The sequence below is a fragment of the Phycicoccus sp. genome (assembly GCF_035325325.1).
Lineage (GTDB): Bacteria > Actinomycetota > Actinomycetes > Actinomycetales > Dermatophilaceae > Phycicoccus.
The window spans coordinates 91,733-104,535 of the sequence record NZ_DAOLAC010000001.1; the positions used below are offsets into that span (position 1 = coordinate 91,733).

Sequence of the window (12,803 nt, forward strand, 5' to 3'; positions counted from 1 at the left end):
CCCTCGCCCGGTGTCAGCCGGCGGTGGGGGCCGCCTGTTCGGTGCCGTCGGCCTCGACGGCAGGGACGCCGGCCGGGGGCACGTCGTCCGGGCGGCGGCGCAGCCGGACGGCCCACCGGCCGCGCGGGCCGCGGGCCTGCCCGGCGATCTCGATGGGCGCGACCTCGGTGCCGGCCTCGCGCACGGCCTGCCCGGCCGCGACGGCGACCGGACCGACGCCCTCCCCGCGGCGGGGCTCGGGTGCGCGGTCGCCGGTGTCCTCGCCCCAGACCCGCAGCGCCGCGCAGACGCTGGGCAGCAGCGCCGCAGCGGCGCGCGCGTACCCGGCGGCCGACGGGTGGAACTGGTCGCGGCTGAACATCACCTGGGGCGAGGCGGCGAACTCGGGGCCGAGCAGGTCGCCGAGCGAGACGGTGCGACCGCCGGCCTCGACCACCGCGACGGTCTGGGCGGCCGCGAGGTCGCGGGACCAGCGCTTCATGAGCGAGCGCAGCGGCTGCCGGATGGGTTCGATGGTGCCGAGGTCGGGGCAGGTGCCGACGACGACCTCGCTGCCGAGCGCCCTGATGCGTCGGACGGTCTGCTCGAGGTGGCGGACCGACGCGGTGCGCTCGATGCGGTGTGTCACGTCGTTGGCGCCGACCATGACGAGGACGACGTCGGGGCGCATGACGTCCTCGAGGGCGTTGGCCAGCTGGCGCTCGAGGTCGCTGGACTCGGCCCCGACGACGGCGCGGTTGGTGAGGTGCACGGAACGGCCGGTGAGTGCGGCGACCCCGTTGGCGATGATCGCCCCGACCGTCTCGTGCGGGTGGTCGCAGCCCATCCCGGCGGCCGAGGAGTCGCCGAGCACGACGACCTCCCACGGCGTGCCGCGGCCGGCGCCGTAGGTGCCGTTGTCGTCGGGGGAGTCGTCGAAGGGCGTGCCGATGACCCGCCGGGCCAGGGCCGCCTCGGCCTTGATGACGCCGTAGCCGAGGGCTCCGAGGGCAGCACCGGCAGCCGCGATGCCGCCACCGCCGTACGCGGCGGTCGCGGCGATGCGGCGAGCCCTGCGTGCGCGTCCCATCGGGTGCCCTCCTCCCGGGTCGGACGTCCACGGTAACGCCGTCCACCGACGACGCGGGACGGGATCGACGCAGGGTGGCACCTACGCTGGCCGGATGGACTGGCTCCCGGGACGAACGGCCGAGGTGTCCCGCACGGTGACCGCGGCCGACACCGCCGCCGAGCTGGGGTCCGGCGACCTGCTCGTCCTCGGCACCCCGCGCCTCCTCGCCTGGGCCGAGGCGGCCACCGTCGCCGCTCTCGAGGGCGCCCTCGACCCGGGCGCGACGAGCGTCGGGACACGCGTCGGCCTCACCCACACCGCCCCGAGCGGCATCGGCGACGCGGTGACGGTGACAGCCCGGCTGACCTCGGTGGACGGCCGGCGGCTCACCTTCGCGGTGGCCGCCACGGGGCCGGCCGGCGCCCTCCTCGGCGAGGGCACGGTGGAGCGCGTCGTCGTCGACGCCGCCCGGTTCACCGCCCGCCTGCGCGGCTGACCCGTCCGTCGCCGCCGCGCCCGGCGCGGTCGAGCCGGGGTCCGGGCCCGTGACAGGATGGCGCGCGTGAAGTACGCCGAGCACATCGCCGACCTCGTCGGGGACACCCCCCTCGTCAAGCTGACCTCCGTCACCGAGGGCATCGGGGCCACCGTCCTGGCCAAGGTGGAGTACATGAACCCCGGCGGGTCGGTCAAGGACCGCATCGCCCTGAAGATGGTGGAGGCCGCGGAGGCGTCCGGCGAGCTGCAGCCGGGCGGGGTCATCGTCGAGCCGACGTCGGGCAACACGGGCGTCGGGCTGGCCCTCGTGGCCCAGCGCAAGGGCTACTCGTGCATCTTCGTGTGCCCGGACAAGGTCTCCGAGGACAAGCGCAACGTGCTGCGCGCGTACGGCGCCGAGGTCGTGGTCTGCCCGACCGCGGTCGCCCCCGACCACCCGGACTCCTACTACTCGGTCTCCGACCGGCTGGTCCGCGACACCCCGAAGGCGTGGAAACCCGACCAGTACTCCAACCCCAACGGCCCTCTCTCGCACTACGAGTCGACCGGTCCGGAGATCTGGCGCGACACCGACGGCCGGGTCACGCACTTCGTGACGGGCGCCGGCACCGGCGGCACGATCAGCGGCGCCGGTCGGTACCTGCGGGAGGTCTCGGCCGACCGAGAGGGCGGCCGCGTGCAGGTCGTCGCCGCCGACCCCGAAGGCTCGGTCTACAGCGGTGGCAGCGGCCGCCCGTACCTCGTCGAGGGCGTCGGTGAGGACTTCTGGCCCGGCGCCTACGACCCTGAGCAGGTCGACCGCGTCGAGGCGGTCTCGGACGCCGACTCCTTCGAGATGACCCGGCGGCTGGCCCGCGAGGAGGGCCTGCTCGTCGGCGGCTCGTGCGGCATGGCCGTCGTCGCCGCCCTGCGAGTGGCCCGTGAGCTGCCGGACGACGCGGTGGTCGTCGTCCTCCTCCCGGACTCCGGCCGCGGCTACCTCTCGAAGATCTTCAACGACGAGTGGATGGCGTCGTACGGGTTCATGAAGGCCGAGAACGAGCGCACCGTCGGCGACGTGCTGCACGCCAAGGCCGGCGACCTCCCCGCGCTCGTCCACACCCACCCCAACGAGACCCTCCGCGACGCCATCGAGATCCTCCGCGAGTACGGCGTCTCGCAGATGCCGGTCGTCAAGGCCGAGCCGCCGGTCGTCTCCGGCGAGGTCGCCGGGTCGGTCTCCGAGCGCGAGCTGCTCGAGGCGCTGTTCACCGGCGCGGCGCACCTCGCCGACCCCGTCGAGCGCCACATGGGTCCGGGTCTGCCGCTCGTGGGCGCGGGTGAGCCGGTCGCCACCGCGCGCCACGAGCTCGAGGGCTCCGACGCCGTGCTCGTCGTCGAGGACGGCAAGCCGGTCGGGGTGCTGACCCGCGCCGACCTGCTCTCCTTCCTCGCCGACTGACCCGGAGCCCATGCGCCTGCCGGTCAGTCGTCGTGCGGCCCTCGGCGGGCTGCTCGTCCTCGCGGTCCTCGTCGCCGTCCCGGTCGTGTGGCCGCGCGTGCTCGACCGCTCGACGGTGGCCGCGCCCGCGCCGGCCTCCGCGACGCCCACCGGGTCGGTGAGCGGGACGGCGTCGCCGAGCCCGACGCCGACAGCGAGCCCGAGCGAGTCGCCCACCGCGTCCCGGACGCCGACCCCGACCCGCACGGCCACTCCCACCCGGACGACCGTCGCCGCGAAACCCCCCGTCGAGCCCGCCCCGACCCGGACCAGCCGCCCCGCGCCCACCACCCCGCCGGCGGCGACGACGTCGACGAGCGAGGCCCAGCAGGTCCTCCGGCTGACCAACGCCGAGCGCGCGGACGCCGGCTGCGCCCCGCTCGCCTGGAGCGCGAAGCTCGCGAGCGCCGCGGTCGCGCACAGCACCGACCTGGCCACGCACGACTACTTCTCGCACACGAGCCGGGACGGCCGGACCTTCTCCGCGCGGATCACCGCGGCCGGGTACGCGTGGTCGCGGGTCGCGGAGAACATCGCCACCGGCCAGCCCACGCCGGCCGCCGTGGTCGCCTCCTGGATGTCCTCCGCCGGCCACCGCGCGAACATCCTCGACTGCCGGCTGACCCAGCTGGGCGTGGGGGTCGCCCGGAGCGCCGCCACCGGTCACCGCCCCTACTGGACGCAGGACTTCGGCACACCGCGGTGAGGTCCGGGCCCCGTCGACCGGGTCCGTTTGTGAGACTGGGGGCATGGTGGAGCGGCCCCGCTACGAGTCACCCGTCGAACGGGCGATCCGCGAGGCCCAGGAACGCGGGGAGTTCGACAACCTGCCGGGGGCCGGCAAACCGTTGCGGCTGACCGGTACCGACGACCCGATGTGGTGGGTGCGGCAGCTCGCCGAGCGGGAGCGGATCGACTTCACCGGCGCGCTGCCGCCGGCGGTGGCGCTGCGCAAGGAGGCCGCGACCTTCCCGGAGTCGCTCCTCGAGCTGCGCACCGAGGAGTCGGTGCGCACCGTGCTCGAGGACTTCAACCTCCGGGTCCGCCGCGACCGCCTGCGTCCGGCCGAGCCCCGGATGCCCCAGCTGGTCGCCCCGACCGTCGACGTCGACGAGATGGTCGAGCGGTGGCGGGTGCTGCGAGCAGCCTCACAGCCGCCCGAGGTTGACCCGCCGGTAACCACGGGGGAGGCTCGGCCGAGGCGCCGCTGGTGGCGCCGCCGGCACTGAGCGCCACCAGCCGCGAGCGTGCCGGGCCCGACGAGGAAGGCACGATGAGCGACTACCCCCACCTGCTCGCCCCGCTCGACCTCGGCCACGTGACGCTGCCGAACCGGGTCGTCATGGGGTCGATGCACACCGGGCTCGAGGACCGCGCCCGCGACTTCCCGAAGCTCGCCGCCTTCCTCGCCGAGCGGGCCCGCGGCGGCGCGTCACTCATCGTCACGGGCGGTTTCGCCCCCACCCTCGAGGGCGTCCTCTACCCGGGCGCCTCGAAGCTGACGAGCCGGCGCGAGGTGGCCCGCCACCGGCTCCTCACGGCTGCCGTCCACGAGGCGGGCGGCCGGGTGGCCCTCCAGCTGCTCCACGCCGGCCGGTACGCGTTCACCCCGTGGTGCGTCGCGCCGTCGGCGCTCAAGAGCCCGATCAGCCGGTTCCGGCCGCGGGCGCTGTCGGACCGGGGCGTCCGGCGCCAGGTCCGCGGCTTCGCGCGCGCCGCCCGGCTGGCCCGCGAGGCCGGCTACGACGGCGTCGAGGTGATGGGGTCCGAGGGGTACCTCGTCAACCAGTTCCTCGCGCCCCGCACGAACCACCGCACCGACCGCTGGGGCGGCAGCCCCGAGAACCGGCGCCGCTTCGCGGTCGAGGTGGTCCGGGCGGTGCGCGAGGCGGCCGGCCCCGACTTCCTCCTCGTCTACCGCATCTCGGTCCTCGACCTCGTCGAGGACGGCCAGACCTGGGAGGAGGTGACCGCGCTGGCCCGCGAGGTGGAGGCCGCGGGCGCGAGCATCCTCAACCTCGGGATCGGCTGGCACGAGGCCCGCGTCCCCACCATCGTCACGTCCGTGCCCCGAGCCGCGTTCGCCGAGTACGCCGGCCGGCTGCGCGAGCACGTCGGCATCCCGGTCGTCGCGACGAACCGGATCAACACCCCGGAGGTCGCCGAGTCGGTGCTCGCCGGGGGTGCCGACCTCGTGTCGCTCGCCCGGCCCTTCCTCGCCGACCCCGAGTTCGTCGCCAAGGCCGCCGCGGGGCGGGCCGACGAGATCAACACGTGCATCGCCTGCAACCAGGCGTGCCTCGACCACACCTTCGTCAAGCAGCGGGCGACCTGCATGGTCAACCCGCGAGCGGCGCACGAGACCGAGCTCGTCATCGGGCCGGCCCCGGTGCGGCGCAGGGTGGCCGTCGTCGGCGGAGGTCCGGCCGGGATGGCCGCCGCGGTCACCGCCGCCGAGCGCGGGCACGACGTCGAGCTGCTCGAGGCCCGCGACCACCTCGGCGGGCAGTTCGACATCGCCATGCGGATCCCCGGCAAGGAGGAGTTCTCGGAGACCATCCGCTACTTCACGCGGCGCCTCGAGGTGCTCGGGGTGCGGGTGCGGCTCTCGACGTGGGCGGACGCCGACGCGCTGGTCGCCGCGGGGGTCGACGACGTCGTCGTCGCCACCGGGGTCGCGCCGCGGCTGCCCGACATCCCGGGGATCGACCACCCGATGGTCGTCACCTACGACCAGCTGGTCCGCGGCGAGCGCGAGGCCGGCCGGCGGGTGGCCGTCATCGGCGCCGGCGGGGTGGGGGTCGACGTCTGCGAGTTCCTCACGACCGGGCACTCGCCGGCCCTCGACGCCGACGCGTGGCGGCACGAGTGGGGCGTCGGCGACCCGGCCCGCACGCGCGGCGGCGTCGAGCCTCCGGCGCCGGAGGCGAGCCCGCGCGAGGTCGTCCTGCTCCAGCGCAAGTCGACCCCGATCGGGCGGGGGCTCGGCAAGACGACGGGATGGGTGCACCGGGCGTCGTTGCGCGCCAAGGGAGTCGAGCAGGTCACCGGCGTCGCCGAGTACGAGCGCATCGACGACGACGGGCTGCACGTCCGGTTCGGGGACGGCGGCACCGAGCGCCGGACCATCGCCTGTGACACCGTCGTCGTCTGCGCCGGCCAGGACTCGGTGCGCACCGTCGCCGACGACCTCGCCGACCGCGGGCTGCGGGTGCACGTCGTCGGCGGCGCGGACGTCGCCGCCGAGCTGGACGCGAAGCGCGCCATCCGACAGGGCACGGAGGTCGCCGCGCGCCTCTGACCCGGCGGGCAGGCGCGAGGACGCCGCGTCGGGCTCAGGGGGTCGAGCCGAGGCCAGCGGCGTCGAACGCGGCGTCGAGGCGATCGAGGAGCGAGCCGGAGAACCCTGCGACCCGGTGCTGGTGGAACGCCGCCCGCAGCGCCGCCATGGCCGTCCGGGCGGTGAGCCCGGTCGCGAGGTCGGTGGCGGGGTCGGTGCCCGTGCGCGTGTAGACGGCCTCGACGAGCGCGGACTCCAGGCGGTCCCCGGCGCCGGCGATCCGGGCGGCGAGCTCGGGGGAGCGCAGGGCCAGCTCACGGCGCATCCGCCACAGCTCGGGGTCCTTCTCGAGGCCGAGGACGTGCTCGGTGAGGGTCGCCCGCAGGGCCACGGCGGGCGGCTCGTCGGCGGGCCGGGCGAGGACGGCGTCGCGCAGGAGCTCGGTGCGCGACGGGTCGGCGCCGACGAGCGCGTCCTCCTTGGTCGCGTAGTAGTTGAAGAAGGTCCGGGGGGAGACGCCGGCGGCCGCCGCGACCTCCTCGACGGTCACCTCGTGGACGCCCTTGTCGAGGGCGAGCCGGACCGCCGCGGTGTGCAGTCGAACCCGGGTCTGCTCCTTCTTGAGGTCGCGGAGCGAGGGAGGCGCCGAGGCCGGGGCGGGGCCCGGGTCGGCGGCGGTGCCCGTCGTCATGGCACCAGTATGCAGCGGGAGCAAACTTGCAGTCACTGCAAAACAAGCATATGCTTGTGTCATGCAAGCAACCGCCGACCCCATCGTCACCGAGCACCTCTCGGCGATGTTCGGCCTGCTCAGCCGGGCGCACGTCGTCGAGGGTCCGGTCAGCCGGCCCGAGTACACACTGCTCGCCCTCGCCGCGAAGCTGGGCCCCGGCCGCGCGTGCGCGCTCGCGGACGCCGTCGGGCTCGACCAGTCGACGACGAGCCGCCGCGTGCACACGCTCGTCGAGCGCGGCTACCTCGAGCGCACCCCGGACCCCGAGGACCGACGCGCCCAGCTCGTCAGCCTCACCCCGACCGGTCGCGAGGTGCTCGCGGGGGAACGTCGCCGACGCGAGGAGCTCGTCGGCATCGCCCTCGAGGGCTGGCCCGAGGACGACCGTCGCACCCTCGCCGACCTCCTCGGCCGGCTCCAGACCTCGCTCGCGCGCGTTGCGACCGACCACGACCACCCCGTCCGCAGCGTCGCGGGCCACGCCACCGCCGCCACCGGCACCCCGACCCCCGAGAGGACCACTGCATGACCACCGCGACCACCACGGCCCGCCAGCCGTACAAGCTCAGCCCGGAGGCGTCCCGCGTCTTCCTCGGGCTGATGCTCGGGATGCTCGTCGCCTCCATCAGCCAGACCATCGTCGGCCCGGCGATGCCGCGCATCGTCTCCGAGCTCGGCGGGATGGACCACTACAGCTGGGTCGCCACCGCAGCGCTCCTCGTGTCGGCCATCACGGTGCCCATCGTCGGCAAGTTCTCCGACCTCTACGGCCGCCGCGGCTTCTACCTCGCCGGGCTCGTCGTCTTCATGCTCGGCTCGCTGACCGCCGGTCTGGCGCAGTCGTTCTGGGTGCTCGTCGCCGCCCGGGCCATCCAGGGACTCGGCATGGGCACGGTGATGCCGCTGTCGCAGACCATCATCGGCGACATCATCCCGCCGCGTCAGCGCGGCAAGTACCAGGGCCTCATGGGCGCGGTCTTCGGCGTGACCTCGGTCGCCGGGCCCCTGGCCGGCGGCTTCATCACCGACCACTGGGGTTGGCGCTGGCTCTTCTTCGCCGGCATCCCGGTCGGCGTCGTCGCGACCGGCTTCATCATCAAGTTCCTCCACCTCCCGCACGAGCGGCGCGAGGCGAAGGTCGACGGCTACGGCATCGCCACGCTGGCCGTCGGGCTCACCGCGATCCTGCTCGCCACCTCGTGGGGCGGCACGTCCTACGCGTGGGGCTCGGCCGTCATCATCGGCCTCTACGTGGTCGGCGTCGTGGGCCTGGTCGCGTTCGTGTTCGCCGAGAACCGTGCCGAGGAACCGGTGATCCCCCTGCGCCTCTTCCGTTCCCGGATCTTCACCGCCGCCAACCTCGCGAGCTTCGGCCTCGCGATGGTGATGTTCGGCTCGATCATCTACATCCCGGTCTTCGCCCAGGGCGTGCTCGGGGTCGACGCGACGAACTCCGGCCTCATCCTGGCGCCGCTCATGGTCGGCCTCATCGTCATGGGCATCCTCACCGGGCTGCTCATCACGCGCACCGGGGTCTACAAGCCGTTCATGGCCCTCGGCGTCGTCGTCATGGGCGCCGGCATCTGGCTCCTGACGAGGCTGACCTTCGACTCGAGCCAGACCCAGCTCACGCTCGCGATGGTCGTGCTCGGCGTCGGGATCGGGATGGCGATGCAGCAGTACACGCTCGTCGTCCAGAACGCCGCCGCCAAGCGCGACCTCGGGGTGGCGACGGCCTCGAGCCAGTTCTTCCGCAACGTCGGGTCGACGGTGGGCATCGCGGTCTTCGGCACCGTGCTGACCAGCGGTCTCGGCGGGGCCATCGCCGCCCACCTCCCGGCGGGGGCCGCGGCCTCGATGCCGGCGGGGGCGGCGAGCGCCGGCTCCGTGCTCGACCCGGCCGCGCTGTCCCAGCTGCCGCCGGCCGTCGCGACCGCGGTGCGCCAGGGCCTGGCCGACCAGCTGCACGAGGTCTTCCTCATCGGCCTGCCCATCGTCGTCCTCGTCCTGCTGGCGACCCTGGCCATCAAGGCCATCCCGCTGCGCGACTCGACGCACGAGGCGCCCTCGGCGGCCGAGGTGGCCGAGGAGGCCGGGCACGAGCTCCTCGACGCGATGGGCTCGAGCAGCGCGGAGCCGGACGACGTGCCGGACCGCCCCGCGGTCGCTCCGGTCGGCAGGGAGCCGGAGCCCGCCGTGCGCTGAACCGGGTCGAACGACGAGGACATGCCGTCTCGGACCGACGTCCAACGGCATGTCCTCGTCGTTCGACCGGTGGAGCAGCCGGTCAGTTGATGATCTCTCCGCGCTCGTCCGCGAGGATGGTCGCGAGCCGGTCCCGCCATCCCTGCAGCTCCTCAGGGGAGAGCCGGGGCCAGTCGACGACCTCGCGGACGACCCGGACCGGCTCGGTGCTGCGGTAGGAGCGCGTCGGGTTGCCGGGGAACTTCTTGTCGGTGACGTTCGGGTCGTTCTCGAACTCGCCGACCGGCTCGACCTCGTACACGCGCGGTTCCGCCTCCCCGGCGGCCAGCTCGGCGGCGAGCCCGGCCCCCGCGACCAGGGCCGTGAAGTAGACGTGGTTCATGACCACCTCGGGCCGGTAGTTCGACCGGAAGCCGGCCGTCAGCAGGTCGCCGACCCCCACGTCGGCCTTCGTCCCGTGGAAGAACGGCCCCTCGTCCAGCACCCCGGTCATCCGGTCAGCGTAGGACGGCGAGACCCCCTCCGCTCGGGAGGGGTCGCGTGGCGCCGGCGGTCAGGACGGCGGGACGACGTCGGTCTGCGCGGGGAGGTTGGCCACCCCGACCGGGCACATCAGCCCGTTGGGGCCGTGGTTGCAGTAGCCGCCGGGGTTCTTGTGGAGGTACTGCTGGTGGTAGTCCTCGGCGTACCAGAACGGCCCCGCCTGCTCGGCGCTCGCGATCGTCGTGGTGATGGTGCCGCGCCCGGCCTGGGTGAGGACGCGCTGGAAGGCCTCGCGGGTCGCCTCGGCGGCCGCGGCCTGGCCGGGCGTCGTCGTGAAGATCGCCGATCGGTAGGCGGTGCCGACGTCGTTGTACTGCCGGTTGCCCTGGGTCGGGTCGTGGTTCTCCCAGAACGCCTTGAGCAGCAGCTCGGGGGAGGTGACGGCCGGGTCGTAGGCGACGAGCACCGCCTCGGCGTGACCCGTGAGACCGGTGCACGTCTCCTCGTAGGTCGGGTTCGGGGTGAAGCCGCCCATGTAGCCGGCGGCCGTCGTCACGACGCCGGGGAGCTTCCAGAAGATGCGCTCGACGCCCCAGAAGCAGCCCATCGCGACGTAGAGGACCTCGGTGCCGTCGGGCCACGGGCCCTCGAGCGGCGTGCCGAGCACCTCGTGGGTCGCGGGCACGGTGAAGACCCGGTGGTCGCGGCCCGGCAGGGCCTCCTCGCGGGTCGGGAGGGTGGTCTTCGCGCGGGAGCCGAAAAGCATGTCGGGTCCAACGGCAGGGGATGGCACGGTGTTCCTCGTGACCATCCCCGACCTCGTCCCCGTCTCCGGCCTCGACACCGACCCGGAGGCGGTCGCGCGCTTCGACGCGTGGGCCGGGGTGCTGGAGGCCGCCGCCCGGCACGACCAGGGCGAGGACCACGATGCGTGGAGCGCCGCCGAGCTGCGCGAGCTCGAGGGCTCGGCCTCGAAGAGGCGCGTCCAGGTGCTGGCGCTCGACGCCGGTGAGCCGGTGGGGGCGGCGGGCGTCATCGCCTCGCTCCGCGACAACCCCGAGGTCGCGCTGCTGTACGTCTCCGTGCTGCCCGGGGCGCGCCGCCGGGGCACCGGTGACGCGCTGGCGGCGTGGGCGGTGGAGGCCGCCCGTGGACTGGGACGCACGGTGCTCCACGCCGAGACCCAGTGGGGCCCCGACTCCGACGAGGACCCCCACGAGCCGTGGGTGCGTCGGCACGGTTTCGAGCCGGCCCAGACCGTGCTGCGCTCCGACCTCGCCGTCGACGGCACGATGCTGCCCGAGCCGGCCGTCGCGACCGGGTACCGTCTCGAGACCCACGTCGACGAGATGCCCGAGGCCGACCTCGCCGACCGTGCCCTGTTGGCCCGCCGGATGTCGACCGACGTCCCGCTCGGCGAGCTCGAGCTCGGCGAGGAGGCGTGGGACGAGGACCGCGTCCGGGGCGAGGACGAGCGCACCCGGGCGATGGGGCGCCGGATCGTGTCGTCCTTCGCCCGCGACCTCGGCAGCGGCCGGCTCGTCGGCTACACGAGCATCCAGGTGCCCGGGCACGCACCGGCGCTGGCCTTCCAGCACGACACCCTCGTGATCCGGGAGCACCGAGGCCACGGGCTCGGCCTCGCCCTCAAGCTCGCCAACCTGAGGGTGCTCGCCGAGCGTCTGCCGGAGGTGCGCACCGTCCGCACCTGGAACGCCGTGGAGAACGCCCACATGCTCGCCGTCAACACCGCGATGGGGTTCCGTCCCAGCGGGCGGCTGCGCACCTGGCAGCGGCACCTCGGCGGATGACGGTCCGCCCCCCGCGGTCCCGGCCCGACCCCGGCGGCCCCTACGCTCGTGGGCATGACTCTCGAGCACCTCGGCTTCTCCTCCCGCGCCATCCACGCCGGGCAGGAGCCCGACCCGACGACCGGTGCCGTGGTCCCGCCGATCCACCAGGTGAGCACCTACAAGCAGGACGGCGTCGGCGGGCTCCGCGGCGGCTACGAGTACTCCCGCTCGGCCAACCCGACGCGCACCGCGCTCGAGGAGTGCATCGCCGCGCTGGAGGGCGGTGAGCGCGGTTTCGCGTTCGCCAGCGGCCTCGCCGGTGAGGACACCGTGCTGCGGGCCCTCCTCTCGCCCGGTGACCACGTCGTCGTCCCGTCCGACGCGTACGGCGGCACCTACCGGCTGTTCAACCGCGTCGTCCGGGCGTGGGGCGTCGAGCACTCCATCGCGAGGGTCGCCGACGTCGAGTCGGTGCGGGCGGCGATGCGTCCGGAGACCCGGATGGTGTGGGTCGAGACGCCGACCAACCCCCTGCTCGGCATCGCCGACGTCGCGGCGATCGCCGAGGTCGCCCACGCGGCCGGCGCGCTCCTCGTAGTCGACAACACCTTCGCCTCCCCGTACCTGCAGAACCCGATCGCGCTCGGCGCCGACGTCGTCGTCCACTCGACGACCAAGTACGCGGGGGGGCACAGCGACGTCGTCGGGGGCGCGGTCGTCGTCGCAGCCGGCGCGCAGACACGGGACGGCGAGTCCGTCGCGGAACGCGTTGCCTTCCACCAGAACTCGATGGGTGCCGTCGCCGGCCCGTTCGACGCGTGGCTGGTGCTGCGCGGGCTCAAGACGCTCGCGGTCCGGATGGAGCGCCACTGCGACAACGCCGAGGCCGTCGTGGACTTCCTCCAGGCGCACCCGGGCGTCACCTCCGTGCACTACCCGGGCCTGCCGGACCACCCGAACCACGACGTCGCCGCGCGCCAGATGAGGCGCTTCGGCGGCATGGTCGCGTTCCGGGTGCGCGGCGGCGAGGACGTCGCGGCCAAGGTCTGCGGCGAGACGCAGCTCTGGACCCTCGGGGAGTCGCTGGGCGGGGTCGAGTCGCTCATCGAGCACCCCGGCCGGATGACCCATGCCTCCGTCGCCGGCACCGAGCTCGAGGTGCCCGCCGACCTCGTCCGCCTGTCGGTCGGCATCGAGGACGTCGAGGACCTCGTCGCCGACCTCCGTCAGGCGCTCGACCGCCTCACCTGACCGACCTGGTGCACCGGCCACTAGGGTCG

Annotated in this window: 13 protein-coding genes; 9 read left to right on the plus strand and 4 right to left on the minus strand. The window is 74.3% G+C overall.

Features of this window, described 5'->3' with window-relative positions:
* Nucleotides 1-13: 13 nt before the first annotated feature.
* A complete protein-coding gene (locus PKA89_RS00435; RefSeq protein WP_324415471.1) occupies nucleotides 14-1,069 on the minus strand; it encodes an SGNH/GDSL hydrolase family protein in 1,056 nt (351 codons plus the stop codon).
* Nucleotides 1,070-1,163: 94 nt separating this feature from the next.
* Between PKA89_RS00435 and PKA89_RS00440 the strand changes: the two genes are divergently transcribed.
* The 5 genes from PKA89_RS00440 to PKA89_RS00460 all read left to right on the plus strand — a co-directional run bounded on the left by PKA89_RS00440 (nucleotide 1,164) and on the right by PKA89_RS00460 (nucleotide 6,330).
* Nucleotides 1,164-1,547: a hotdog domain-containing protein gene (locus PKA89_RS00440; RefSeq protein WP_324415473.1), complete on the plus strand. Its 384-nt coding sequence runs from the start codon at nucleotides 1,164-1,166 to the stop codon at nucleotides 1,545-1,547.
* Between the two features lie 66 nt (nucleotides 1,548-1,613).
* Complete coding sequence (locus PKA89_RS00445) at nucleotides 1,614-2,990, plus strand: cystathionine beta-synthase (protein WP_324415475.1); 1,377 nt, start codon at nucleotides 1,614-1,616, stop codon at nucleotides 2,988-2,990.
* A 10-nt stretch (nucleotides 2,991-3,000) separates the two neighbouring features.
* Nucleotides 3,001-3,735, plus strand: a complete 735-nt coding sequence (locus tag PKA89_RS00450) for a CAP domain-containing protein (protein ID WP_324415477.1) — start codon at nucleotides 3,001-3,003, stop codon at nucleotides 3,733-3,735.
* Between the two features lie 43 nt (nucleotides 3,736-3,778).
* Nucleotides 3,779-4,258 (plus strand): DUF1992 domain-containing protein, encoded by a 480-nt coding sequence (locus tag PKA89_RS00455; protein WP_324415479.1) that lies wholly within the window; start codon nucleotides 3,779-3,781, stop codon nucleotides 4,256-4,258.
* 44 nt (nucleotides 4,259-4,302) lie between these two features.
* The gene (locus tag PKA89_RS00460) at nucleotides 4,303-6,330 is read left to right on the plus strand and encodes an NADPH-dependent 2,4-dienoyl-CoA reductase (RefSeq protein WP_324415481.1); all 2,028 of its coding nucleotides are present in this window, start codon (nucleotides 4,303-4,305) and stop codon (nucleotides 6,328-6,330) included.
* 34 nt (nucleotides 6,331-6,364) lie between these two features.
* Here the strand turns inward: PKA89_RS00460 and PKA89_RS00465 are convergent, their stop codons facing one another.
* Nucleotides 6,365-7,000, minus strand: a complete 636-nt coding sequence (locus PKA89_RS00465; RefSeq protein ID WP_324415483.1) for a TetR family transcriptional regulator — start codon at nucleotides 6,998-7,000, stop codon at nucleotides 6,365-6,367.
* Nucleotides 7,001-7,061: 61 nt separating this feature from the next.
* Between PKA89_RS00465 and PKA89_RS00470 the strand changes: the two genes are divergently transcribed.
* Both PKA89_RS00470 and PKA89_RS00475 read left to right on the plus strand, forming a co-directional pair.
* Nucleotides 7,062-7,571, plus strand: a complete 510-nt coding sequence (locus PKA89_RS00470) for a MarR family winged helix-turn-helix transcriptional regulator (RefSeq protein WP_324415485.1) — start codon at nucleotides 7,062-7,064, stop codon at nucleotides 7,569-7,571.
* Nucleotides 7,568-9,247 (plus strand): MDR family MFS transporter, encoded by a 1,680-nt coding sequence (locus PKA89_RS00475; protein WP_324415487.1) that lies wholly within the window; start codon nucleotides 7,568-7,570, stop codon nucleotides 9,245-9,247. Before PKA89_RS00470 ends, PKA89_RS00475 begins: the two co-directional genes overlap by 4 nt.
* A gap of 82 nt (nucleotides 9,248-9,329) precedes the next feature.
* Here the strand turns inward: PKA89_RS00475 and arr are convergent, their stop codons facing one another.
* Together arr and msrA are read right to left on the minus strand one after the other, a co-directional pair.
* Nucleotides 9,330-9,740 (minus strand): NAD(+)--rifampin ADP-ribosyltransferase, encoded by a 411-nt coding sequence (gene arr / locus PKA89_RS00480; RefSeq protein ID WP_324415490.1) that lies wholly within the window; start codon nucleotides 9,738-9,740, stop codon nucleotides 9,330-9,332.
* Nucleotides 9,741-9,800: 60 nt separating this feature from the next.
* Complete coding sequence (gene msrA, locus PKA89_RS00485) at nucleotides 9,801-10,496, minus strand: peptide-methionine (S)-S-oxide reductase MsrA (protein ID WP_324415492.1); 696 nt, start codon at nucleotides 10,494-10,496, stop codon at nucleotides 9,801-9,803.
* 37 nt (nucleotides 10,497-10,533) lie between these two features.
* On the opposite strand from msrA, the gene PKA89_RS00490 reads away from it, so the two are divergent.
* Nucleotides 10,534-11,541 (plus strand): GNAT family N-acetyltransferase, encoded by a 1,008-nt coding sequence (locus PKA89_RS00490; protein WP_324415494.1) that lies wholly within the window; start codon nucleotides 10,534-10,536, stop codon nucleotides 11,539-11,541.
* A 54-nt stretch (nucleotides 11,542-11,595) separates the two neighbouring features.
* Entirely contained in the window at nucleotides 11,596-12,774 is a 1,179-nt protein-coding gene (locus PKA89_RS00495) for a cystathionine gamma-synthase (RefSeq protein ID WP_324415496.1), read from the plus strand.
* Nucleotides 12,775-12,803 lie beyond the last annotated feature (29 nt).